This is a genomic window from Bradyrhizobium sp. WSM4872, from assembly GCF_055811715.1.
Genome location: NZ_JBVVPT010000038.1, coordinates 25281 through 50984 on the forward strand (window position 1 = coordinate 25281; position 25704 = coordinate 50984).

At 60.2% G+C, this 25704-nt stretch carries 17 protein-coding genes; all 17 read right to left on the reverse strand.

Annotation, left to right across the window (positions count from 1 at the left end; translation table 11 throughout):
• Positions 1-97: 97 nt before the first annotated feature.
• Positions 98-1957 (reverse strand): HlyD family type I secretion periplasmic adaptor subunit, encoded by a 1860-nt coding sequence (locus AC0L3C_RS32610; protein ID WP_473410013.1) that lies wholly within the window; start codon positions 1955-1957, stop codon positions 98-100.
• A gap of 2 nt (positions 1958-1959) precedes the next feature.
• Positions 1960-3672: a type I secretion system permease/ATPase gene (locus AC0L3C_RS32615; RefSeq protein WP_473410034.1), complete on the reverse strand. Its 1713-nt coding sequence runs from the start codon at positions 3670-3672 to the stop codon at positions 1960-1962.
• A gap of 331 nt (positions 3673-4003) precedes the next feature.
• Positions 4004-6103, reverse strand: coding sequence for a glycoside hydrolase family 191 protein (locus AC0L3C_RS32620; RefSeq protein ID WP_473410014.1), 2100 nt, complete (start codon positions 6101-6103; stop codon positions 4004-4006).
• A gap of 661 nt (positions 6104-6764) precedes the next feature.
• Positions 6765-8591, reverse strand: a complete 1827-nt coding sequence (gene glmS / locus AC0L3C_RS32625; protein ID WP_473410015.1) for a glutamine--fructose-6-phosphate transaminase (isomerizing) — start codon at positions 8589-8591, stop codon at positions 6765-6767.
• A 17-nt stretch (positions 8592-8608) separates the two neighbouring features.
• Complete coding sequence (locus AC0L3C_RS32630; protein WP_473410016.1) at positions 8609-9604, reverse strand: Crp/Fnr family transcriptional regulator; 996 nt, start codon at positions 9602-9604, stop codon at positions 8609-8611.
• A 394-nt stretch (positions 9605-9998) separates the two neighbouring features.
• On the reverse strand, positions 9999-11381 hold the full coding sequence (locus AC0L3C_RS32635) for a polysaccharide biosynthesis/export family protein (protein ID WP_473410017.1): 1383 nt from the start codon (positions 11379-11381) through the stop codon (positions 9999-10001).
• A gap of 209 nt (positions 11382-11590) precedes the next feature.
• Positions 11591-12973 (reverse strand): tetratricopeptide repeat protein, encoded by a 1383-nt coding sequence (locus AC0L3C_RS32640; RefSeq protein WP_473410018.1) that lies wholly within the window; start codon positions 12971-12973, stop codon positions 11591-11593.
• Between the two features lie 69 nt (positions 12974-13042).
• On the reverse strand, positions 13043-14029 hold the full coding sequence (locus AC0L3C_RS32645; RefSeq protein ID WP_473410019.1) for a GDP-mannose 4,6-dehydratase: 987 nt from the start codon (positions 14027-14029) through the stop codon (positions 13043-13045).
• A gap of 97 nt (positions 14030-14126) precedes the next feature.
• Entirely contained in the window at positions 14127-15500 is a 1374-nt protein-coding gene (pelG, locus tag AC0L3C_RS32650) for an exopolysaccharide Pel transporter PelG (RefSeq protein WP_473410020.1), read from the reverse strand.
• Complete coding sequence (gene pelF / locus AC0L3C_RS32655) at positions 15475-17037, reverse strand: GT4 family glycosyltransferase PelF (protein WP_473410021.1); 1563 nt, start codon at positions 17035-17037, stop codon at positions 15475-15477. Before pelF ends, pelG begins: the two co-directional genes overlap by 26 nt.
• Positions 17037-17951 carry a hypothetical protein gene (locus tag AC0L3C_RS32660; protein WP_473410022.1) on the reverse strand — a complete coding sequence of 305 codons (915 nt, stop codon included), beginning with the start codon at positions 17949-17951 and terminating at the stop codon, positions 17037-17039. The genes pelF and AC0L3C_RS32660 overlap by 1 nt, the downstream gene beginning before the upstream one ends.
• Entirely contained in the window at positions 17948-19138 is a 1191-nt protein-coding gene (locus tag AC0L3C_RS32665) for a hypothetical protein (protein WP_473410023.1), read from the reverse strand. The genes AC0L3C_RS32660 and AC0L3C_RS32665 overlap by 4 nt, the downstream gene beginning before the upstream one ends.
• Before the next feature lie 73 nt (positions 19139-19211).
• Complete coding sequence (locus AC0L3C_RS32670; RefSeq protein ID WP_473410024.1) at positions 19212-19931, reverse strand: glycoside hydrolase family 191 protein; 720 nt, start codon at positions 19929-19931, stop codon at positions 19212-19214.
• 188 nt (positions 19932-20119) lie between these two features.
• Positions 20120-21043 (reverse strand): NAD-dependent epimerase/dehydratase family protein, encoded by a 924-nt coding sequence (locus AC0L3C_RS32675; RefSeq protein WP_473410025.1) that lies wholly within the window; start codon positions 21041-21043, stop codon positions 20120-20122.
• Positions 21036-21833 carry a sugar phosphate nucleotidyltransferase gene (locus tag AC0L3C_RS32680; RefSeq protein WP_473410026.1) on the reverse strand — a complete coding sequence of 266 codons (798 nt, stop codon included), beginning with the start codon at positions 21831-21833 and terminating at the stop codon, positions 21036-21038. The genes AC0L3C_RS32675 and AC0L3C_RS32680 overlap by 8 nt, the downstream gene beginning before the upstream one ends.
• A gap of 381 nt (positions 21834-22214) precedes the next feature.
• Positions 22215-24134 (reverse strand): hypothetical protein, encoded by a 1920-nt coding sequence (locus AC0L3C_RS32685; RefSeq protein ID WP_473410027.1) that lies wholly within the window; start codon positions 24132-24134, stop codon positions 22215-22217.
• A 218-nt stretch (positions 24135-24352) separates the two neighbouring features.
• Entirely contained in the window at positions 24353-25696 is a 1344-nt protein-coding gene (locus AC0L3C_RS32690) for an HlyD family type I secretion periplasmic adaptor subunit (RefSeq protein WP_473410028.1), read from the reverse strand.
• Positions 25697-25704 lie beyond the last annotated feature (8 nt).

Sequence of the window (25704 nt, forward strand, 5' to 3'; positions counted from 1 at the left end):
GGCTGAGTACTCGCGCGTCAAAGGCCGGCGCTCGAACGCGGTGCGTCGGCGTCGTCTTTTCCCGCGGTGGCGCGTCAATGCTACCACCTCGAAACAGCTAGCGCTCAACGAAGGCTCGATTAAATTGCTCGGTGATGGGCTTGAGCAGATAGCCCATCATCGTGCGGCTACCGGTCTGCATGAAGACTTCGGCAGGCATGCCCGGGACGAGTTGAAGGCCGCCAAGCCGGCGACGCTCCTCATCCGACAGCACGACCCGGACCGAGTAATAGGATGCATTGGTCTGAGAGTCGTGGCTGGTGTCGGCGGATACCAGCGAGACGGTACCTGTCAGCTGCGGCGTCGTCCGCTGGTTGAAGGATGAAAACCGGACAAATGCCTGCTGCCCTGGGCGAACCTGGTCGATGTCATGCGGCTGCAGCTTCGCTTCGACAAGCAGGTCGTCTGCGTCAGGCACAAGCTGCATGATGACGTCGCCGGGACGGACCACACCGCCGATAGTGTGGACAGCAAGCTGATGGATTGTGCCCGACGTCGGTGCGCGAAGCTCGACGCGGTCGAGTTGATCCCGGGCAGAGACGCCGCGCTCGATGAGTTCGGCTTCCTTGCCCTGGGTCTCGCCAAGCTCCTTGACGACCTCGGTACGGAAGTCCTGATCAATTCGGGCGATCTGGAGCTGCGTCTCACCGATCTTTGCCTTTGTTTCCGCGATCGAGGATATCAACTGTCCGCGCTCGCCCTCGATCCGAGCGGTCTCGCGCTGTAACGTCGTCAGGCGCGCCAGAGGCACCAATCGCTTGTCGTAAAGATCCTGCACCCCGGTGATTTCGCCAGCGATCAGATCGAGCTGTTTCACCTTGGAAGCGACCTGAGCCTCAAAACCTGAAGTTCCCTGGCCGAGTTGGACGACCTTGCTCTGCAAGAGCTCCTTCTGGCTCGCACGCCCGTCCGACCGGGCCTTGAACAACGACGTCTCTGATTTTAGCAGGCCGCGGACGTTGGCCTCATCCGCACGCGTCATCAATACGGTGGGAAATTCAGGTTGAGCGAGACCGTCGCGCTCCGCGCTCAGCCGCGCAATCCGCCCGCGGGCCTCGTCGAGCTGCTTGCTCACGATCTGAAGGTTGGCCTGCACCTGGGTCGCATCGAGCCGCAACAGCAGATCACCTGCAGCGACCCGCGCGCCGTCTGCAACCTTGATTTCCGCAATCACGCCACCTGTCGGATGCTGAATCGACTTGGTATTCGACTGCACGACAAGATTTCCGGGCACCACGACCGCGCCGGCGAGCGGAACCGCAATAAGCCATCCGCCGCCCAGGAGAGTGACAACGAGCAGAACACGAAGGCCGGTCCGCAACTCGTTCTCGTACGACAGACCGACACGCGTCAGCAGGCTGACATCGGCAGCATGAGCCCCGCTGTCGTGACCGTTGCGCCCGAGCAAGAATGACGTTCCCGCAATCAGCCGCGCGCCAGCGATGCGAAGCAGGCGTTCTGCGAACCGCACAGGCGTCAGCGCCCCGGAAGCCTTAAGCTGTGGCGTTTCAATTTCTGGCACGAACTTCGCTAAGTCCATCGACAATGGACGAGGAGACACAAGGCCATGGCCTGTTTGACGCGGCACAGCCGGAGCCTCATCCTGCTCGATGCCTCGCTCGGCAGCGGGAGACTTTAATCCGAACTGCACGAGGCAGAAGTCGATGACGCGCCCTAACCTGCTCCTTGTCCTGCTCTTCCTCTTGCCCGCGTGGGGATCAGAGGAACGCGCTGACGCATCGGGCGGCCGGCGTCGTCCATGTTGATGTTTGCGGATCTCATCGTCAAAGGCGCGGCTCAGGCGCTGCAGTTCGAGAACCAGAGCGGCCCCCTGCGGCCCGTGCGCATCCGGATTTGGCGTGCGGGTCACACGCGCGGCGGCCTCTCCGGATTCTCCTGTTACGAGTGCGGGCGACATGGTCAGGCTGTCTCGGCAATCGCAGCACGACGCATCGCGCGAACGGTCCGAGCGGCGACCGGATGGATCGCCCCCCCGGACTTGGCCGCTCCCGTGTCGATCCGTGCGAAGATCTCCTCGCACGTCCCGAACGCGATCGTCTTACCCTCAAACAGCACCATCGCCATGTCCAACACAGCGAGCGCGCTTGGACGATGCGATATGACGATGACGATACTGCCGTTGCTGCGCAAAGTGTGAATGGCACCACCGAGCGAGTTCTCGCCGTCCGCGTCAAGGTTCGCATTGGGCTCATCGAGCACGACCAGGAATGGGTCGCCGTAAGCCGCACGCGCAAGACCAATTCGCTGGCGCTGGCCTGCGGACAACGAAGTGCCGCCCTGACCAATGCGCGTCGCGTATCCTTGCGGCAGACGGAGGATCAGGTCGTGTACGCCGGCGATCCGCGCGGCCTTCATAATCGCCTCCGACGTCGCCTTCTCGTCGAACCGACAGATATTCTCGGCCACTGTGCCATCCAGCAACGACACCTCCTGCGGCAAATAGCCGATATGGCGCCCTAGCTCTGCACCGCCCCATTGGTCGATCGCCGCTCCGTCGAGCCGCACAACGCCGTGCGCGGCCGGCCAAATTCCGACCAGAGCCTTCGACAGTGAGGTCTTGCCGGACGCACTGGCGCCAAGCAGCGCCAGTCCCATGCCGGCCTTCAACGAAAACGAGACATCCGACACGATTGGTTTGCTCATGCCCGGCGCCGTGACCGCGAGATTCTCCACAACGAGCTCACGGCGGGGACGCGGCAGCGCAACCGGCGGAGCCGGCGGCTTTGCCGTCAGCTTGCAGATGTCCCGCAGGCGGACGAGGCTCTGGCGCGCGCCAACCAAGTGCTTCCAGGTGCCAAGCGCGAGCTCGACCGGGGCCAGTGCTCGCCCCATCATGATCGAAGAGGCGATCATGATGCCACCAGAAGCCTTGTCGATCACCACGAGATAGGCGCCGATCCCCAGCATGCCCGACTGCAGCGCGTAACGCAGGAGCTTGGCGCTCGATCCAAGATTGGCATAGATATCGGTAGCCCGGATGTTTTCGCGCAGGTAGCGCTCGTTGGTCTGGGACCAGCGCGCCGTGAAGCGGTCGGTCATACCGAGCGCCTGGATGACCTCGGCGTTGCGTTGGGTGGTATCGGCCAGTACCTGCCTTCGAGCACTCAGGTCCATTGCGATCTTGGTCGCGTCGCGAGAGAGCCGCTCCGTCAAAAGGGTCATAGCGATGATCGCGATCATTCCCGCAACCGCCGTCATGCCGATCGCGGGGTGGAACAAGAACAGTGCGATCAGGAAGATCGGAATCCACGGCATATCAAGAAACGCCGTCGGACCCAATCCAGACATGAAGCCGCGCACCTGATCTAGATCCCGCAAGGGTTGCTGCAGCAACATCGGGCTTGCGCCACGAAGCGGCAACGTGGCCAGCGCGTTATGAATGGACTCTTGCAGACTCACATCAAACAGCGTCGCCACACGGCATAGCATGCGCGAGCGCAATGCTTCGAAATAGCCCTGAACCAGATAGGCAAACAACACCATCAGAGACAGGCCTAGCAGTGTCGCGAGATTGCGGCTCGGGATCACCCGGTCATAGACCTGCAGCATGTAGAGCGAGCCCGAAAGCATCAGGACATTCACGACGCCGCTAAACACAGCGATGCCCACAATCCGTCGCGCGCTCGCGCGCAGGCTTGCGCCGACGGGATCGCCCGCAGGCGCCGTCGGCACCGGAGCCTCGAAATTGAAGGACGGCATCATACCCATGTGAACGAAGCAACTGTCATTGGTTGCAGCCCCCGTGCGATCCCTGTTCCCTGGTGGTCAATGCAGACCATTTCTGACCGCATTGAGGCCCTCAAGTGTTTACGAACAGCGGTCGCCTACCCCAAAAGGGGTAGGCGGTCATTGCGCCCTCTCTGCCTCGGCGAGGCAAAGGCTCCACTAAAGTCCAACTTAACCCGTCTGGTCGCGCGGACCGCGCAGGTCGACGGGCTCGGCCTCACCAGATGTGCGAATAATGGTGGTGCAGGTCCTGAATGTGGTCGTCGCGCACATTCCAGTCTGTCGCGACGGGCGTGGTCGTCGCGGAAGCGTTGCTCGCGGGCAAAGCGGCAAGCTTATCGAACTTGTGCGTCCAATCGTTTTGAGGCGACGACTGAGTGTCGGGCAGGCCGGCTGTCTTCGTGCTGCCATCCGTGGACGGGCTGCTGGACGTCGTCGACTGCGGGACGATCGCCTCTGTGATCTGCACCGCCGGCGTCGCGGCGGTCACCGCGAGGGTCGTCGAGACGGAGCTGGTCGTTGTTCCGGTCGAATGCACGGTCTGACCAGGAAGAACGCCGTCGTAGTCGATCCCCTTGAGGTCGAGATGTGCGACATAGGAGCCGAGGCCGTCATGCGTGGCCTCGGTATGAACGTCGGCGATCTTCGTGGCCCCGCTCACATACTCGATGGCCACGACCGGCTTGCCGGCATCGACAGCCTTTTGGAGATTTTCAAGTATGTAGTGCGTCTCTGCGGCAGGCTGCTTCTTGCCGCTGTCCGTATAGTACACCTCCTCCTTGAACATGCCGTCGATGGCGTTCACGTAGTTGGTGTGATCGAGCAGCTCCTCGGCGCCGTTGACCCAAACCTTGAAGCTTGGATCCTTCGACACCGCGTACTGCTTGAGCGATACGACCAGGTCGACCATGTCTTGTTCGGCATGCGGATCATGGCGTTTCGCCCATGACGAGTAGAACTCGTCGACCACGTCAAAATAGATGCCGTTGTAGCCACCGGCGATCATCTGATCGATAGCCTTCTCCGCAACCGCCTTCCATTCTGGCGTCCAATAGGCGACATGGAAATTGCCCGGCCAGTCCCGATCCTGGGGGCCGACAATCGACTTGGACAGTGTGCTGAAATAGTCGCGGTAGTTTTCGGCCTCGCCAAGGTTGAAATAGCCGAGCACCTGGCTACCGCCGCTCTTCATCACCGAAACCTGTGCGGCCGTGAACGGCACCCCGGAATCATTCTCGGTATCGACGACCTGAACGTCGAACGGCGCCTTCGCGATCTTCGCAGGATCAACGCCTTGCAGAACATAATCTGCCGTGATCGGCCCATGCGAACCGCCCGTGCCTGTGCCACCGCCTGTACCATCGGTAGTGCCGCCCGTACCTCCGGTGGTGCCACCGGTGCCGCCAGTGCCTCCGGTCGTGCCACCTGTGCCGCCGGTGGTACCACCAGTACCGCCGGTGCCGCCGGTCGAACCGCCGGTACCTCCGGTCGTGCCGCCAGTATCTCCGGTCGATCCACCGATTGGATGCACGGTCTGACCGGGAAGAACGCCGTCGTAGTCGATCCCGTTGAGTTCGAGATCCCCTACATAGGAACCGAGGCCGTCATGCGTGGCCTGCGTATGAATATCCGCAATTTTTGTCGCCCCGCTCACATACTCGATGGCCACGACCGGTTTGCCGGCAGCAACGGCCTTCTGGAGATTTTCGAGTATGTACTGCGTCTCCGCGACAGGCTGCTTCTTGCCACTGTCCGTATAGTACAACTCCTCCTTGAACATGCCGTTGATGGCGTTCACGTAGTCAGTGTGACCGAGCAGCTCTTCGGCACCGTTGACCCACACCTTGAAATTCGGATTCTTCGACACCGCGTACTGCTTGAGCGATACGACGAGATTGACCATGTCCTGTTCGGCATTTGGATCGTGGCTCTTCGCCCATGGCGTATAGAACTCGTCGACCACATCAAAATAGATGCCATTGTAGCCGGCGGAAATCATCTGATCGATGGCCTTCTGCGCGACCGCCTTCCACTCCGGCGTCCAGTAGGCGACGTTGAAATTGCCCGGCCAGTCCGGATCCTGCGGGCCGACGATCGACTTCGATAGCGTGCTGAAATAGTCGCGGTAGTTTTCGGCTTCACCAAGGTTGAAATAGCCGAGCACCTGGCTACCGCCGCTCTTCATCACCGAAACCTGTGCGGCAGTGAACAGCACACCGGAATCATTCTCGGTCTCTACCACCTGAACGTCGAACGGCGCGCTCGCGATCTTCGTGGGATCCACCCCTTGTAACACATAATCTGCAGTAACTATCATTTCCGTCTCCCCTAATACTCTGATCTTTCCAATCGTCTTGCTCGGGACCAAACGAGGCCGAATGAAGGTCGCTTCGGGATAAGTTGGGGGCCAGTCTGGGACTGTTTTACCCACAATATTTGAGTCTCAATCCGCGCGTGCACGGCGCCCTGAGCTGCCTCTGCAACAATCCAAAGTAAATTCAGCCTATGCCAGCTTCCTCGTCGCGTCAGAGCTCCTGCGATAGGATCATCTTCTTATCGTGCGCGCTCTGCTCTGCGACAACTCGCCTCTCGATGCCATCGCCTCGCAGCTCCCTCACTCTTTCGTCTTCGTCTCGGCCGGGAGAGGGGCGCGCTGCGCGTTTGCGAGCTGCCGCCTGGCACGCATGAGCGTAGGGACAAACACCCGCAAGACCCGTGAGAATCCTCTCGCGCGGACGGTCGCTACAACCCTATGCAAAGCGGAAAGTTGGTCGCCGAAGGATACGGACGACGCCACCTCATTCGGCACGCCGGCCGAAGCACGAGCATAGGCACATTGTCAGCCCGAGTTCGACATCCCGCCGATTGCGCCCTGCATCGGAAACGCCATCGTCATCAACCGGAGTGAGATCGAACGTCCCGCAAACCTTCCACCCATGCAGGAACCGCGGCTATCACGCAGCTCTCAAGCGGGCCGACTATTCGACCGTCACCGACTTCGCGAGATTGCGCGGCTGGTCGACATCGGTCCCCCGCACCACGGCCGTGTGATAGGCGAGGAGTTGCAGCGGCACGGCAAAGACCAGCGGCATCACGACCTGCGGGACGTCTGGCAATTCCAGGACCGACCAGGCGTCAGGTGGGGCCAGTGCGGCGCCTTTCTGATCGGTCAGCAAAATGATGCGCCCTCCGCGAGCGATGACCTCCTGCATATTTGACATGGTCTTTTCGAACGTCGCGTCGCCCGGCGCGATCACGATCACGGGCAGATCCTTGTCGATCAACGCGATCGGCCCGTGCTTGAGTTCGCCGGCCGCGTAGCCTTCCGCATGGATGTAGGTTATTTCCTTGAGCTTGAGCGCGCCTTCCATCGCAAGTGGGTAGTTCGTGCCCCGACCCATGAACAGGGCGTCGCGCGACGTAGAGATTTGACGCGCCATTTTGCGGATATTCGGTTCCAACTCGAGCGCGCGATTCACATAGTTTGGGAGATCGGTCAGAGCCGCGACGAGTGACTTCTCATCTTCAGCGGAAAGCACGCCTCGATCGCGACCGGCCGCAATTGCAATGCAAGCAAGCGTCGCAAGCTGGCAGGTGAACGCCTTGGTCGATGCGACGCCGATTTCCGGACCTGCCAGCGTCGGCAATACGATATGGCTGGCGCGCGCGATCGTCGAGGTTTGCACGTTGACAACCGAAAGCACGCGCTGGCCATGACTCTTGGCGAACTCCAGCGAGGCCAGCGTATCGGCGGTCTCGCCAGACTGTGACACGAAAATCGCCAAATTGCCTACGCCAAACGGTACGTCGCGATAGCGGAATTCAGACGCGATATCGATTTCAACAGGCAGCTTCGCATAGCGCTCGAACCAGTACCTCGCGGTCAACCCGGCATAGAAGGCCGTGCCACAGGCCGTGATCGACACGCGATCGATTGTTCGGAAGTCGAGATCAGAGTGCTCCGGCAGCCTGATCGTGCCGCTCGATGAGTCGATGTATTGTGCGAGCGTCTGTCCGAGCACCTTTGGCTGCTCGTGTATCTCCTTGGCCATGAAATGGCGATGCTCACCCTTGTGAACGACCATAGCCGAACCGACGATCCTGGCAGGTGCGCGGCGCAGGTGCTTGCCTTTTACGTTGAGAAACTCGATCCCCTCTCGCGTAATCACGGCGAGATCGCCGTCTTCCAGGTAACTGATCATATCAGTCATAGGCGCCAACGCGATCGCGTCCGAACCTAAGAACATTTCGCCGTGTCCGTAACCAACGGCAAGAGGCGATCCCTTTCGGGCGCCAATCAACAGATTGTCGTGCCCCTCGAACAGGAACGCGAGCGCGAACGCTCCCTTCAGCCGCGGCAACGCCTTGCGCACCGCGCCGACCGGGCCGCACCCCCTCTTCAATTCGCGACCAACGAGATGTACAACCACCTCGGAATCCGTCTCGGTAGCAAAACGCGAGCCGGCCTCCGTCAATTCGTTGCGCAACTCGCGATAATTCTCGATGATCCCGTTGTGAACAACCGCAACACCATCGGCTGCGTGCGGGTGCGCATTGGTTTCATTGGGGCGGCCGTGTGTGGCCCAGCGAGTGTGACCGATGCCGATCCGCCCGGCGAGCGGCTGCGTTGCAAGCCGGTTCTCGAGGTTGACGAGCTTGCCCACAGCGCGACATCGCGTCAGCAAGCCACCTTCAAGTGTTGCGATACCGGCAGAGTCGTATCCGCGATATTCAAGCCGCTTCAATGCGTCCAGAATAGGAGCAGTAGCCGGGCCCTGCCCGACGAAACCCACGATTCCACACATATTTTATCTCCGAGGATCTATAGTCCGCCGCGCGAAGAATACGGCTGCGTTGCGGACGACCGCGCCAATCCGGCCACTGTCAGCACCAGGGGAGCGACGCCACGGCTTTCGTCTGCCGCAGCCGGCGTGCTTACTTCGGCATGACGCTCATGGACGTCCGCCTCCCGGCTCGCGCGGTTCTCGAACATTGCCGACAACAACGATGCGAGAGGAGATTTTCTCTTCAGTGCATCGATATCGACGACACGGATCGCATGCCTGCTCTCTCGTTCGATGAGGCCGCCATCACAAAACCTCATCATGGTACGGCTCAACGTATCGCAGTTGATCACGAGATAATTGGCAATGTCGGTACGCGACATCGGAAGCTCGACTGACACACTGCGCGATTCTTTGCGCATATTTCTCAGCGCGAGAGCTAGAATAAACGAGGCGACGCGCTGCTCCGTCTCCAGGCGACCTATCAGCAGTTGATGGATGTTGGCGCGTGCCATTTGATCGTGACACCGTGTGATCAAGAACGACCAATAGTCATGCGACGGCATACCCCGATTGACGGTAGGCGGATCCAGGGACACCAGCGATGCGCTAGTGATCGCTCGCAACGAAACGCCAGGCGCTGGAAGAACCGTTGCAGCCGACAGCACGTCGCCTGCTACCAGAAAGTCAAGCACCTGCAGCTTTCCCTTTGCCGGCATTGCGTCGACGGCCAGCATGCCTTCCCGCAGCACCACGACCTTCCCTGGCAGCGGAAGAGGAACGCGCTGCTGAGAGCGAAGGTGCAAGCAATCACCGTCGGCACAAATGTCTCCGATAAATCGCGCAATTTCGGGTTCGTTAAGCGGCGGCTTGGCGGTGGATGGGCATGACTTTGTTGATGAAAAATGCGTTTGAGAAAGAGCTTCGATATATGGCTTGCGCCGGGGAATCATCGCAAAAACCCTCTTGGGAGCCTTTGGCGCTGACGTCGCGTCAGCGACGAATGCTCGAAAAAATAATGAATAGATGAACATTATCGTACACTCGTCAGTCTACCACGCGCGGCAGCTCAGTGTATGTTTATGAAGGAGTAAACCTGATGCGCACTCGAATTCGAAGATATGCTTTGGGGGTAATCCCAACTATCGGGCGGTGGCGCTCATTCGCTCGCCACGCACATGACATCGTCCGGTCAGATGGTGGTATCCTTCGAGGTGTTGGCTTCGAGACATGACCGCGACCAGTGCTTCGCGATCGATCTCGTTCAACGCGAGGCAATTCGGTTGACTGTATACGATTAGGCCAACGCGACCGAGCGCCCTTTTGGGCGCTCGACAAATTCAGCCATAGCTTGAGCACTTGGCTGGCGATGTTTCGCCATCGCATTTGACGTACCTCAATTGCGACAGCCTACGCCAGGAAATGCCCCTACCGTTCATTCGACGTGTATGTACGGTTCTGAGGGGGCGCGGACTGCGGCGCGGGAGCGAGTAGACTCGGCGATAGCTCGGACGTCTTTGCGATAACCTTGAGCACATCACCCGGCAACAACGATGACGTCTCGCTGGCCTGGAGCGTCTGGGGACCTTCCCGGGATTGACGTACGATCTCGTAGCTTTCGGCCTGCGCCATGCCACTTGTTCTTTGAAGAACCATCGCAAGAGCCCTCGCAGAGGCCATGGTTTCTTGCGCCGCCACGATCTCCTTGTCGACGACCGCCATGGCCTTCGCGAGGTTTGCCGCGTTCTCCGAAGACAGCCGCAGACCGGCCCCTTCCGCGTCCGCCAGCCGCGTCTCGGCCTGCGCGATCTCCACGAGATAGTCTTGCCGGCGCGCTTCGATATCGGACAACTCCGTACGTAGCGTAACGACGTTGCTGCTCGTCACCCAACCTTTATCCTTGAGTTTTTGCATATCGCCGAGGCGTTCAAGCCGCATATCCCTCTGGGCATCAGTCTGTTCCAACTTGCGCCGCAACGCGTCCACCTCGCTGCGCACGGAATCCACTTTCGAAGCGACTTCCCGAACCTGCTGCATCCGCCTCGCCTGTTCAGCGCGAAGGATGGTATTTTCTATCGTGATGAATGTCCGGGCAGTCATTTCCTCGCCACCTAACGAGGCCAGTTGAATCGGAGTTGACAGCAACGAAGCGCCATCGCGCTCCGCTTCCAGCCGTGCACGACGGACCAGCAGCTGTTTGACTTGAACGGTTGCGCCACGCAGGCGCTCCGTCTCCCTCGCGCCTTCGATCACGCTGGTGAGATGGTTGTCGCCCCGGTCGAGACCGCCCGCGAGCGCAACGGCATGAAGCACGATCATGCCGGGTATGTGCTTGTATGACCCGGGATTCTTGACGCTGCCGAGCACGTAGACCGGCGCGCGCTCCGCGATCGTGACTTCGATGTTAGCGCTGCGGCCCATCAACGACATGAACGAGGCCGCTATGTCTCCCCGCAAATCTTCAAGCCCACGTCCCCGAACCACGAAGCGGCCCAGCATGGGGATCGAAATCGCCCCGTCCGGCTCGACGGTGTAATCGCCACCGAGGTCCGTGCGCTGGTAGAATGTTCGTAGCACGCCCTGTGGTTCGGCGCGATCACGGCCGCCTTGCTTCGCAGTCCCGACGTCGATTGTTTCGTAGAACGAGATCTTGAGCTTATCTCCGATCTCCAAAGACGGCTCGCCGAGCAACGTGGCCCTAACGGCATCGGGGGTGCCTGGCTGCGGCGGGCTCGTTTGACCGAGAACCACGCCTCCCGCCAAGGCAACAGCAACCAGAATCGTAGCGCAACTTTTGACGATCGCGAGCATCGCACTGCTCCATTCCTGCACTGGCCCGACAACACCCTGCATCCCCGATACTGCATCCTTGCCGCCATAAGCGAGCATTCAGCGCGGAGACACGGGCTGGGGACCAAGCGTCAGACTGACTGGTTGTGATCGGCAAAGCGAGTGTAAAACTCTGACTTGCATCAGCAACTACAGACGCACGTCCAAGGGCAAATTGTCCATACAACGCACTACCTTGAAGCGCGCCCGTCCGCTTGATACCTCATCGAATTCCATATCCTGTCGTGGACCTTTACGTGCCCCTGCTTGGCCGCTTCATCAGCGAACTGGGGAAGCAGCTCGGGAGGCAGGCGTCCTTCGCTCCATAGCGTCGTCAGGTGCGTGACCACTTCGGCTTCGGTATCCACGCGGTGCAGCATCGCAAGCCAATCGGCCGACCGTTGAGCCGACAGCTGCGCTGGCTCAACCCGGATCAGAAACCAGCGCGCCATCTGACTATTGCCTTCGAACAACGACAACTCCGCGGCGAATAATGGTCGAGTGAGCAGCGCCTCGGTGGACAGAAGCGGCCGGATGGCAGCCAAGGCCGACTTGCCGAACGCATTCGCCAGCTCCTCCGCCAACTCACCCTGCACCGACGCGTCGGTGCCACTGCGCACAAGCTGCGCCATCTTCGTCAACGGTGCACCGACATTGCCCACCGCAGCCGACGCCTGAACAAATGAGCGCAACTCCTGCCCGTTCGGCTTAGACATGCGGTCACCCCAGCGCAGCAGCATCCGCTGAGCGAGGTCCTGGCGTCCCTTGCTCACGAGGTAATCGATCATTCCGGACGCGTCGTCCGGCATCAAATCCGCGCAGTCCGATGCCAGTTCGGACGCGCCAGCATTGAGGCCCGATCGTGCCAGCCTGAGGATCAGCTTTCCGCACAGGAAGGAACTCCGCCAGACTTTCATCCAAGACCGTGCGCGCTCAATGGCACGGTCGTTCTCCTTGGCGTCGATCAGCAGTTCAAGAAGTAGAAGGCGCCCGGCACTGGCTCCGGCCGGCGCTCGTTGGTCCGCGAGTTCCAGCCATTCGCGCCCCTCGCGTCGATTCCCGCGTTCGACAAGGATCGTTCCCAGGCGCTCGAGCTGAGATTGCTCGAGCATCGCCTTACCTGCATAGATCTGCAATGTTGCCAGCTCGTCTGCCTCCCGCCCATTCAAGCGGAGCAGCTCGGTCAGCCGGGTAACACCAGTGGGAGTTGGCTGTGCCGCGACCAGATGCGCCTGGACGTCAAGATAACGATCCTTTGACCCGCTCAGCAGCAAGAGTTCTGCCTGACTCCGCAGCGCGGCCACATCGTTTGGACGCACTGCGAGATACGCATCGAGCGCTTCGACGGCACGACGCAGGTCGCCGAGCGCTGCGTGGGAGCGGCTAAGCGCGGCAAGCGCATCGGGGTCTCCGGGAATACTGGCCGACCGGAGCTCGAGTAGGGCAATCGCCTCCTGGTGCCGTCCCTCGCTGGCGAGCACGGCCGTATGTTCTCCGCGTCGGGGCAACAAGAGGACTGCGGCGACAGCAAGCGCGACAACCACCATAAGAATGAATTGGCGCGAGGTCTTCATGTCGATACCTCATGCGTCGCGTAAGGCCAGCCCGGGCAGGCGATTGTGCATCGCGTTTCCGCCAGGAACTTACCTGACATAGCTCCCCACTTGGCTTCCCAGCGAATGCGTGCGGAAAAATTCAATCGTGCGCCGCAGGCCATCATCAACCGATACTGTAGGGGTCCAGCCCATCACTTCCCGCGCTCGCGTGTTATCCGAAACCAGCTTCATGACCTCGCTCAGCGCTGGACGCAGCCGCGCATCGTCCTGGACCAACTGCTTCTGCACGCCCATCAACTTGAGAATCCGTTCAGCGAACCAACCGACCGAGTAGGTCTTGCCAGTGCCAAGATTGATCGTCATGCCTTCCAGTCCTTGGGTTGCACCTGCCGCCAGGAAGCCGGCGACCGTGTCGCTGACGAGCGTCATGTCCCGCTCGGGAGTGAGCGAACCGAGCCGGATCTCGTTGCGCTCGAATGCCTGCGAAATGATGGTCGGAATGAACGCGCGGGCGCTCTGCCGTGGACCGAACGTGTTGAAGGGCCGCACCGTCGTGACCGGTGTCCCGAATGATCGGTAATAGCTCTCCGCGAGCTTGTCGGCGGCGATCTTCGTCGCCGAATACGGTGATTGGCCCTGCAACGGGTGGTCCTCATCGATCGGCGTCCTGAGCGCAGTACCGTACACCTCGGAGGTGCTGGTATGCACTACCCGCTCGGTGCTGTAGCGCCGGGCGGCCTCCAACACGTTCAACGTGCCCTCGACATTGGTGCGCACGTAACTGCGCGGCGCTTCATAGGAGTAAGGGATGGCAATCAGCGCGGCCAGGTGGAACACGGTATCCTGCCCTTCGACGACGCGGTTGACGAAGTCACTGTCCTCAATATTTCCACTGACGATCCTTATCGCATCGCGCACGTCTGGCTCGAGAAGCGCGAGGTTGCCGATCGACGACGAGGAATTGTATCGGACCATGGCGGTCGTGACCGCCCCCGCACGAGCGAGCTCCTCAGTCAAATGACTGCCGATGAAGCCACCAGCACCGGTTACCAGAACCTTCTTGCCTTTCCACATGGTCCAACTCCGCTTTTAAATATTGTAAGTGATGAAACTTCGAAATGGCCGATAATCAACCTAACCTAGAACGACAACTGCTTTCCTGGCACATTCGTCACAGCGACGGATTGTTGGTGACAAAGGCATGAAAGTGCAGCCAAGAAAGCTCCTTCAGGACGAGGCTGATTCCAACCAGAAGACTGACCGCAGCCGCCGTCATGTTTCCGTAGCCGTAGAAGTCCGGACCGAGCGGCAGGAGCGCAGGAGTCAGACTTGCGTTGAGAACGAGGAACGTCAGAACGATCAGCAGCGCCGGCCGCCGCAGGTCGAGGTGGAGCAAAAACGTGAAGCAGAACATCGCGCTGGTGTAGAACGCCATCGAACAAAGGGAAATTCGCAGAGTGCCCATGTAAGCTGGACGCAGGCCGAGCTCTGGCATGAACACCAGCGAGAACATGATCATCATTCCGGCAACAATGCCGAGCGCCGAGAACAAGGCGAACATGCTCGACAGCACGTAAGTTCCGACGTTGCTGACGATTTCATTCAGCTCACGCAACGTCGCGCGCTGTTGCATTCGGGTGTGATAACTGTGGGTCATGACGGAGAACCGTGTCTCCACATGAACGAAGAACACCGCAATGATCGGAATCGAGGACAACTGCGCCCAAAACATCGCGGTGTCGTAGCTCGGCATGGTCTGCAGCGCGCCAGCCACCACCAACCCGCCGTAGGGTGCGGCATACCACATGATGATCTTGTCGACCCACAACCCGAGCGCATATGCGAGGCCAGCCGCCGGCAATTCCCAGTACCGAATAGCGCTGGCCTTCAACTTGCTATCGAACACGATCCTCGTACCGAAGCGATACACCACGTTACCAAGCATTATCAGGTTGGTAATCGCGAAGCTGGCGTTGAAGGCCAGCAGAAGCGATGCAGCCCGAGGTTCATGCAGCACACTGCCTAACGCCAGCATTGAAATGGCGCCGGCGCCGAACGCCACGAGCACGGCGTTGTAAGCCCGCACCCCACCAAGGAACGGAATCAACAACCATGAGCAACCGATCATGATCGCGTTCTGAATGCTTGCAACTTTCTCGATGTCGTCCAACGTTGTGGCAAAAATGTAGAACGGAGCAACACTCATCAGCGTGAGCAGACCAAAGGCCCCGACCGAAATTACGAGCGCGCAAATGACGTTGTCGCAGTATCCGTCCTGTAGCTGCGTCGCAACAAAGCGGCCACATAGGAACGCCAACGGACTCGTCACGATCAGCGCATACATCGAGTTGTAGATGACGACCGAGCGAAAGATTGTCAGGTCGATGCAATTTCCCGTGCATTCGGTGCCCAGACTGAACAAGCCGAGGACCGTGAATATCCAGGGGCCTGCGACAAGCAGTGCCGCATATGCGTAGGCTCCGAACACGCCCGCGAGCGTCCCGCGCCGCGTCATCGCTTCAATGGGGATGTTGATTCCGGTCATGATCGTCCTGGCCATCGGGAACGGATTGCGCGGCGAGATCGGTGTATAGCCCCTCGTAGAGAGCCCGGACACGGTCCTTGTGGTAATAAGAAGCTACGCGCCGTCGCATGACGTCCGCCATCTCTGCGCGCATGTTGCGGTCGCGGAGGATCGTTGCAAGCGCATCGGCCATCCGCTTGGGATCGCAGGGCTCGACAACGAAGCCTCCACGCCCCTTGACCGGATCTCCGTCAAAACCCTCAAGGATCTCGCGGCACGATCCGACATCAGTAGACACAATCGGCATCCCGGTCGCGGCAGCTTCCAGCATCGCGATGGGTTGGGCCTCGCTGATGCTGGACAGAGCGAGCACATCGGCCGCACCGAGATAAGCCATGACGTCCGGCACCCGACCGGGAAATTGCATCGACGAACCGACTCCGAGCTGATCGACGAGCCGGTGACAGCCAGCCGCATATTCGGGGTCCTCGTCCTCCGGTCCAATCAGGATCGCCACGACGTCAGGCACCAGTTCCTTGAGCAGCGCGACAGCCATGATGAAGTTTCTGACATCCTTGATCGGCACGATGCGACCGATCATCAGCACGGTCGGCGGCCGTGGCACCACACTTTTCGGGACAGCAGCGAACTTGGCGACGTCGATGCCGTTGGGAATGATCCGCAGTTTCTCGTCAGGCGCGCCGTCATTGCGTTGGAAGTTTTGGTTTGCGCGGTACTGCGTCGTGATCACATCAGCGACATCGTAGCTGATCTTCGAGAAGGACTTAAATGCCTCCAGCCAGGTCGACCGCAGTTCGATCGGCTCGGCCGTCACGTAACCGCCAGCGCCAGAGTCAAACAGCCAGTCGGACACGGCGAGTTCGATCCGGCGCTCATTCGTATAGATTCCGTGCTCGGTCACCAGCAACGGCACCTGCGCGGCCAGCTTGGCGTAGCTGCCCACAATCCCCGCGAACCCCGTTGCCACGGCGTGAAATACACGAGCTGGTGGCAACGGGGTGCTGATCACGGCGAGCACGCTACAAACAAGGAATCGCCACGACCAGAAGAAGTCGAGAAGAGGCCCGTTGGGCAGAAGGCTTTCATAGGCCTCCTCCATCGCGCGCCAGCCTTCCTTGGAATCCAGCAAGGCCGCACGCCCGAAACCTGTGATCCGCACGAGTTCGATCAATTCCGCGAACTCATCTCCGTTTCCAGTGGTCAGCGCGCTCCGCAGGCCCAGGAAAATTCGCTGCAAGCTATCCGCGTCGCGAGACGTCGGAACACGGCCGCGTGGACTGACGTCAAGGAGAATGTCGGTGACGCCGAGGACGTTGTCGGGAAGCACGAAGCTGCGACGCCGCGGTTGGCTGGAAATGCTGATTGCAATAACATGGAATGTCAGGTCCGGTGACGCGCGCATCAACGCATCCGACCACGACGCTACGCCACCGAGCACATAGGGGTATCCACCCTCGACGATCAGGCAAACGTCGGCTGTGCCGGCCGCAATCGCCGGGTTACTAACGCTCTGTTGCGCGGATGGTGACGACAACATCACATCCTCCAGGCCGACAGTTGTCGCCGCGCAATTTCGAGTTGATCGGCCGGCACCCGATCCGTCGGATCCAGCTCCCTTGCTCGCAACAGGTCACCGACGGCAGATTCGATCTGTGCGCGCGCCTGCTCGCCTTCGAGCAAGCCGCTTGCTGCATAGGCAAGGCGCGCTTCCGCGAGATTGCCCCAACTCTGCGCCGTCAGCGGATGCGCAGCTGCAGCGGTCTGGCAGACGCCGACCTTCCCGACAAATACCGCGTGGAGCCTGGAGATGACAGTCGCTGCCAGCACGCGCACCGACGCGTCGGAGTCGCGCAGACCACGCCGCAATACTCCAACCAATCGCGTCTCGAATTTTCGCCAGACAACGCCTAGCGACTCGAGCTTCGCCGGTTGTGACCCATCGGCAATCACGTCCATCAGCGGATGGATGCGAGAAGCCCCTTCGATACGCATGCGACGGTCGAGCAACGCGATGTGGACACGCTCGCAGTACTCGACCTCGGGATGCTCCGCAGTCATACGCACAATGCTTTGGTCGCGCGCCTTCCGCGATCGGAACGGCGACGAAAACCCGATAGCCATCGCAACGAGTGTCCCGAACGGCCCCGCAATAGCCGACCAGGCTATGATCTGCAACGCCGCAGCGCTGCGGATGCGGCTCCCGGCGTGGCGTGCGCGCCAAACCAGAACAGTTGCCATCGATGTGCTACCCAACACGTCAGCCGCAATGTAGGTCCCGAGCTCAATCTGTCCGTTCAGGAGCGAACCGAGCAGTGCGGCTTGACAGCCAAGCAGCGCGACAGCGAATCCAGAGAGCCAGAGCGTCGATCTCACAAGGCAACGGATGCGTCGCACGAACTGGGCAATCCACCTTCGGCCGACCACGAGTTGCAGGGCCGCGGCGGACTTCATGAGCGCATCTCCGGCCCGTCAGGGCATGCGTGCAGAATTGTCGCAAGGGCGCGTCCGATCTCGTCCGCGCGGCGGTAGAACTCGCCAACGTCACGCGAGGACTCCAGCTCGCAGATGATTACCGCCAACGGCGTGCCGACGTCACCGGACGACGTCACGCGAACGACATGACGCTTGATACGCGGCTCCAGGTCGCGCGCACTGGGCTGAAGTTCGCGGCCCTCGTCTTCAATGATCATGGCCTCGACGGCGAGCGCGGAAAGGGTCTGCATCGATCCAGTGGGACGAATGTTATCGTCGGCGACGGCCCACACCGGCACGTAACCACCACGGTCCCTGAGATAGACCGCCAAGGTTGAAGCGCCGGTTGAGACGCGGAACAACTCGCCGCAGCTCTGCGCCGCAGCGCGCCGGTTGCTTAAATCGATCAGTGCGAGGCTTCGCGAGAACGCGGCCGCACTGCTGGTTTCGAGCGCCAGCCGGCGCTCAAGCGCGTAGATCTCGATTGCGGCACGCTCGATGCCGCCGCTGAGGTCGTTGGCGCGGCGACGCATGATCGCAAGCTGGTCGGCCAGCTCCTGGAAGTGATGGATATGCAGGTTGCGCAAGCCACCCAGGACCAGAGCCGTCGCGAGCCAGGTAGCCGGCTGAACCGCAATGGTCCGGGCGTATGCGTAGTAGTCCTGGACCGCGGAAGCTGGCGACAATTGAGCAAAGTAGATGACGGACGCCACAAGGCTCGCGATCAGGCCACCATTCACACCATATTGGCAGGACGCCAGAAGGATGGGAAGCCAGTAAGGATGTGGCAGCCCCAGAACGTCGACCGTACCCAGCCAGTGCTGCAGCGCCGTGATGACGCCAAGCATCAAGAACGTCTCCAGGAGCAGCCTACGCCACTCCGCGAGCGAAAGAATTTCGAGCAAGGGTAACTCCCGGTGCGGCACGCCGCCACCGCCGGTCTTCAAACTCCGATCCTCCGCACGGTTCCTCACAGGCGCAGGAACCGCGAATTCACCCTTGATCGAAGTACTCGACATAACTGGATACTCACCAGAGAGCGCCAGTGGCCTGACGTGTACGAACTCCTTGTTCAGGCCACACGCGATCGTCGCGCAAAGCACACACAGGACGGTATGCGCGAGCGCCTTATGGCTGGTGTAACTGCTGATTTTGGAGAACGCCAACCAAGAACTCTGACCTGTATCAGATCGCCGTCAGCGCTGACGGCTGCCGGCATCTCTCTCGCGACCGACAAAATCAGCGGCTCTCCGGTACGATCCGGTCAAGCGATCGTGTCGCGACGTAGGGATGATGACCGAGCTCACGTTCACGACGGTAGATTTCCGCTATCGTCCTTGTGTCGTCGGGGTTCCAATAGTCGAGGCTAAGAACCGGCAATGGCGGACTTCTGCGCGTCACGGCCTCCAGCAACTCCAGCTGCAGTTCGAGTTGGTGACGATCGACCCAAACAATGCCTTCGCCGCGCGGTCCGGGTGAGGTCATCAGGCTCTCGGCGATCACTGCGTCAACTTGCCCCGCGAGATCCGGCAATAGCGCGTAACCCCGGTTCATGATTAGCATCATGTTCGGCCAGCGAGCGTGGATAGACGCCACCAAGTCGATTGCGGCGGCACGCATGCCGCAATAGCGGTTCGGCTCCAGTTGTTCGAGATAGGGCGGCGTGTCGAGGGTATCCAACATCAGACCCGTGAAACCCTGCGCCGCAAGAGCCGGGATTTGAACGTCGAGAATGAGTGACTGCCATGTCGGATGCCGGATATCGACCCGACGGGTGCCCAGCCAATCCGGGTTCTCCGGAAGCAGCGCGGCGGAATCGAGCAGCGCCGCGAGCGGATCCGCCATCCTCATTTCGCCGAGGCTGAGGTACCCGCAAACCCTTCCGCCACCGCCAGCGACCTGGCTGATCGAGCCCTGAAACCCAGGATCGAGCACCACAATGTCGTAGGTCGCCAGCACAGCTTCCTCGGCTGTCGCTCCGTAGAATGCGAGCCAACGGATCGGCTTCCGTACGACAGCGCCCCCGTCAGTCGAGCCGCCCGCTCTGGCTGCCCCCGATAAGAACGCTGCCCCCGCAGCCAAGACCCTTCGACGTGTCGGCCGACGCAAGCCTGATGCGAATCTGTCGATCAAGAATCGCGACCCGATCATGACACCTGAGTTACGCTTTGTTCCATGGCACGAGATATGCGCGCGACTACGGATCGGAAGTCGGTCGGGGGGGGCGAGCAGCCGAGCCTCTCGAGCAGATGGGTGCTCCCGATAATCGCGCGCGGCTCGTTGCCGCGTACCCGCGACCAATCCACCTCGATGTCCACTTTGCGACCGGAGGACTCGATCAGCATCTCAACCAGATCGCGCAAAAGTGGCGCCTGTCCGCTGCAGATGTTGACGACTCCGTGGACATCCTGCCTGACGGCGAGCTGGCACAGCAGCGTGGCTATGTGCTCGACGTCTATCATGTCACGCCGCACGTCAATATTGCCGACCTGCAGCGTGCCCCGATGGCCCGGCATGGACGAAATCTGGTTAGCAAAATCCCCGAGCGCGAGATGCGTAGGCATATCGGGCCCCAACGCGTTGAATATACGCGCCACCAGCACAGGTGTACCGGTCGCCTCGCCGTAAGCGGCCGCGGCGCGGGTCTGAGCTTGCTTGCTGACGCCATAGGGCGAAAGCGGTGCGCAAATCGCGGTCTCCGGGACAGGTTCGCCGTCCCGGATCGCGCTGCCGTATTCCGCGGCACTGCCGGCCATGATCAATCGCGGTCGTAGACCCGTCCGCTTGAGCGCCCGAAACAGGGCGCGGACCAGATCGGCATTGGCGTGCGTAAGCTCGGCCGGCGTTCCACGCGCCTGCCCTGCGAGATGGAAAATGCAGTCGGGCTCCGCATCCTCGAGAACCCAGTCGAGAGCCGGTGAATCCCAGGATGCATCGTCGAGAGACACATGCGTCACGTCGGTCGACGCCCTGCGACCGATCGTGGTGACGGCCACGCCGCGCTGGCGAAGCGCGGCGACCACATGCCGTCCGATGAACCCCTGACCGCCGGTTACGACGGCACTACGCATGACCCAAGAACGCCTCGCGATCCTCCTCAAACATCTTCTGCGCAAGCGCGAAGTCGTCGGGTCGACCAATATCGAGCCACACGCAATTTTCTTGGTGGCAGACGACATTGCCATTTCGGCCGTGGATGTTCAGCAAGAGGTTCGGCATATCCAGATAATCGACGTCGGTCACGTGAGGCCGCACGGCCTCGCGCTGGAGGATATATACACCCATGCTGACGTGATACTTGCTTGTTGGCTTCTCGCGATACGCACACATCCGATTCCTGGCATCGAATTCGATCAAGCCGAAGTCGATTTTGTTCTCGCGCTCGAAGACGCCGACCGACGCATCCGCCTTCTCTGCGATGTGGCGTAGCGCCATGTTCCTGAGGCTCATCGTGGTCAGGAGATCACCGTTTGTCACGAAGAACGTATCGTCCAGGTGAGGCAGCATGTTGCCGAGCGCACCCGCGGTTCCCAACGGCTTGTCTTCATCGCTGTAATACAGCTTGAGCCCGAGATCCGAGCCGTCGCCAAAGTAGACTTCGATCAGATGTCGAAGGTGATTGACGGCGATGATCACCTCACGCACGCCGGCGGCTCTCATCCGCCGGAGAAGGAGCTCCAGAATCGGCATGTCACCGAGCGGCATCAGAGGCTTCGGGAACAGCGCCGAATACGGGTGGAGGCGCGTACCTTTCCCTCCTGCCATGATAACCGCTTGTCGGACGATAACCGGAGGCTGTTCGCAAATCGGATAGGCATGACTGATCGCAGACCGAGATCCAGGAAAGGAAAGCTCATTCATTTTGCCGTCTCCATAATTGCGGCGACGGTCACCTGACGCTCGGGATTGGAGCTGGTGCCGCCACATGCCGATGACGCGTAGCTTCGAAATAGGGTACGCCGCCGGAACGTCACTTTCGTCACAAACATCCAGCAACGTTCGGCTTCCAGAAATTATATTACGATGCATCAGAACTCTTAATGTCGCGGATTTTAGCTTATCGGGTGCATCAACAGCCACCGCTAATATCTGATTTGCATCAGATGGACTCTGAAGCTTCGCCTGCCGTCGCACGCATCTGCTCTGCCGACCGCGATAATCCGTCAGCAACTAGTGAGCGATGTCGAAGGGGCTTGGAGAACTAGACAACGCAGTCACAACGTCATTGTGCCGCCCAAGAGACTATTGCTCCGGCGAGCGAATGGCCTCGACGCAATTCATCTTGATCTCGAGTGCATCGATCGCGGTCGTCCGAACGTCGAACCTCAAATTTCCGGCGCTGTCCGCTTCTGCGCTCTGTTGCCAGACGTCCCCGCCTGCCCGAGTGGCCTTGATCGTGTATCTTCCGGGCGCAGCGCCCGACCAGAAGAACGACCCGTTCCCGTACCCGCGCGCCTCGAAACTCGTCACACACAGACCTTTCACAAGGTGAGTGATGAACCAGCGGCTATCGACGAGAGTTAAGCTCCGAGCGCTCGCACCTGAAGGAACCGACGGGCGAAGAACGACCGTGGCCTCCTCGATCGCCTGGTCGAGCGCGACATATAAGGCGGTACCGACTCGCTTTTGTCCAATGACACCAACGCTGAGTTCAGAATCCACTTCGCGGTCATCAGCGGCGTCAAACCGAATCGTCTGCAGTCCGCCACGATTGCTAATTCGCCAGGCCGTGCCTCCTACGCGATCTATTCGCGTGCTGAGGAACCCATCGACGATCGCCGCATAGCCGTCGACCGACACGGGGCTGAGGGCTTCGGAATTCGCCTCACGCAACAGCTCCTTTACCGAGCGCAGCAGGGCCGGGTATTCACCCACAAAAGCGTGATAGCTCACGGTAAACGGCTTGAGGCGTCGTGGTGCTTCCGTATTGAGAATGGTCTCCTTCAGCGCGACAAACCCATTTTGACCGACGGGCCCCTCCTTGACGTAGTAGCTATCATCACTGACAGGCATATTGATGAGCTGATCGGGGCCCGCGCCGGTCAGGGACGCGAGGTTTGAAATCGATGGATACTCCGCATCGAAACGTGAGAGCGTAGCGCGCAGATGTCTTCGCGGCAAAGAGATGCTGCTGGAGGCCAGCAGCCGTTCCCGCAGCGCTTGCGCTTGCCTGCCGCCCCTGCCGAAATTCATACCCGCCTCGCCGCGAAGCTCGACGGCCGTCGACAGACCGTCGAACGGCGTAATCAGGTCGCGTAGGATGACATCGCCTGCCGTCAGAGCGCTATTCCGGGCATCTTCGATCTTGCTTGGTAGGGTCCAGCCTTCAGTGTCAAGTACACCGAGAAACAACCGGCTACCCGATGCGGTTGTCGTATCCGGCACTGGCTGTCCGTTTGCATCGAACGCGGCGGCAAAGAACGTAAACGGATTGAGCAGCCACTTGCCAAGATACAGCGGAGGGCGTTGATGGCAAAATTCGTAGCCAAACGCCGCATAGCCGCCTCGCCCTCCAACCGCCACCAAAACTGCGGACCGCCGTCCATCGGAAGGCGATGTTTCAAGCATTAGTCCGACGCGCGTACCAGGGCCGTTCGCTGCAACGACCGGATAGTCGGGCATGACCGAATCGAGGCGGCACTCGAACTCGACAAGGTCGGAATCCTTATACGCGATCCGCGTTCCCAGCGTCGGCGCGACGTAATCACCGGTATGACGGATACCGAGCATACCGAGCAGCCGGTTCACCACGAGAAGGTTGGCCGTGTCCGGCGTAACACCAATATGTCCCAGAATGACGTAACGCAGATTTTGGCGCGAGAGCTGGTTCGCCCAAGCAAGATACACGTCGCCGTTCGCAATCGGTCCAGCGAACCAAGTGATCACGCCACGATAGCGCTCCATTTCAGCGGCAGGCGGCAATCCTTTGCCAATGTCTCGAAATTTGACAATGAACCCCAGATGATTGAGCGGGAGTTCGGCAAAACGGTGTATCCGCGAGAACTCGGCGCTGCCCTCCTGCGCACCATCGTAGAGCGCAAGGATCTCACGCTTGACAGGGATCGGCTCCTGCGCTGCGGCAGACAGAGCACCACAGCTGGCAAGAAGACCTAGAAGGCCGGTTGCGAACAACCTCGCGCGTAGGCGTATTGAGACGGTCATAGCTCGCTTCCATAACGTCCCACGCCACATCGCAACTGAAGACTCTACTGTGACGAGCAAGTGAGCCACTCCTCGCCTCTTGCGGACTACCCCTCTTGGTGACTCCAGAGCTTGGGCGTCGATGCAGCCATCACAAAGCAACCGGCACCGCCACGTCCAGCACGATCTCCTGTCGCAGGTCAGACTTCGCCGCCGCAAAAGCGGACACTGATCGTCCGCTACCTCTGCCGAAATCCCTGCTTGAATGACATCACGAGCGGCCCCACGAGATACTCAAATGCCGTCCGCTCTGTAGTGGGAACCATAACGGTGGCTGGCATCCCAGGATAGAGCTGGACGTTTGGCATGTCCGCGAGCTCTGCTTCGTCAAGCTTCAGCAAAGCTGTGTAGTAGGGCATACCCGTCCTGTTCTCGGTAAGCCGATCCGCCGAAACCTGAAGCACTGTAGCGTGAACGATCGGAGTGATTCGCTGCTTGTATGCAGTCAGGTGCACTTCAGCCCGCATCTTCGGCCGGATTTCGCTAATGTCATCGACTGCAACCTGCGTTTCCACGACAAGCGCGTCTTTTTCAGGAACCACGTCCATTATCTTTTCCCCGCGCTGGATGACGCCACCCACGGAAAATACGGCGAGCCCAACGACGCGACCAGCATACGGCGCCCGAATCTCCATCCGCGTCAGGACGGTACGTGCATTAACCAGGCGCGGAATGACCTCGAGAAGTTTCGCCTGGACGTCGCGCAACTCCTTGGTTACGTCGGCCATACGATCGTTGTCGAGCTGCACCGTCTGCTGTTGCTGTTCGGCAATTGCTTGCCGCGCCCTGGCTATGTTCGCCGTTGCATCCGCTGATTGCCCGTCGAGCCCCGCACCCGCCCGCTCAAGCTGCAGATAACGCGGCCGCGCAATAAGCCCCTTGTCGACCAGAGGTGCAATCGACTTCATCTCTTCCCGAACAGAGTCGAATTGCGCGTTGAACGCCTTGACCTGCGCTTCGCCACCAACAATCTGATGTTCGAGCTGAGAGATCTTCTCCTTGATGATGTTACGCTGACCTTCCAGCGCCACGCGGCGGCTTTCAAACTGCCGGACCTGATTGTCCCAAATGCTCCTGGCGTGCGCCTCGCCCCCGGCGACATCGAGGTCCGACGGTATGGCGAGACTGGAGCCACCGGAAAATTCGGTCCGCAGCCTCTCTTCCGTCGCACGCAACACGGCAAATTGCTCAGAGAGCACATCGAACTCTGCACGCGCTTGCGTGTCGTCGAGCACGATGAGCGTTTCGCCGATCTGAACTTGATCTCCCTCCTTGACCCGCAACTCCTTGACGATACCGCCGTCGAGATGCTGAACGCTCTTTCGATTGCCGTCGACCTTCACGATACCGGTCGCCACGACGGCGCCATTGAGCGGTGCGGTCACAGACCACACGCCGAATCCACCAAAGAATGCGGCTATGACTATCCATCCGGCGACTGCAGATCCATGAAAGGAATCGCTGGGATCCACCGTATCGGCGACGGTCGCCGGCCACATCGCTGCACTCGCGCCCTTACTCATACATCCTC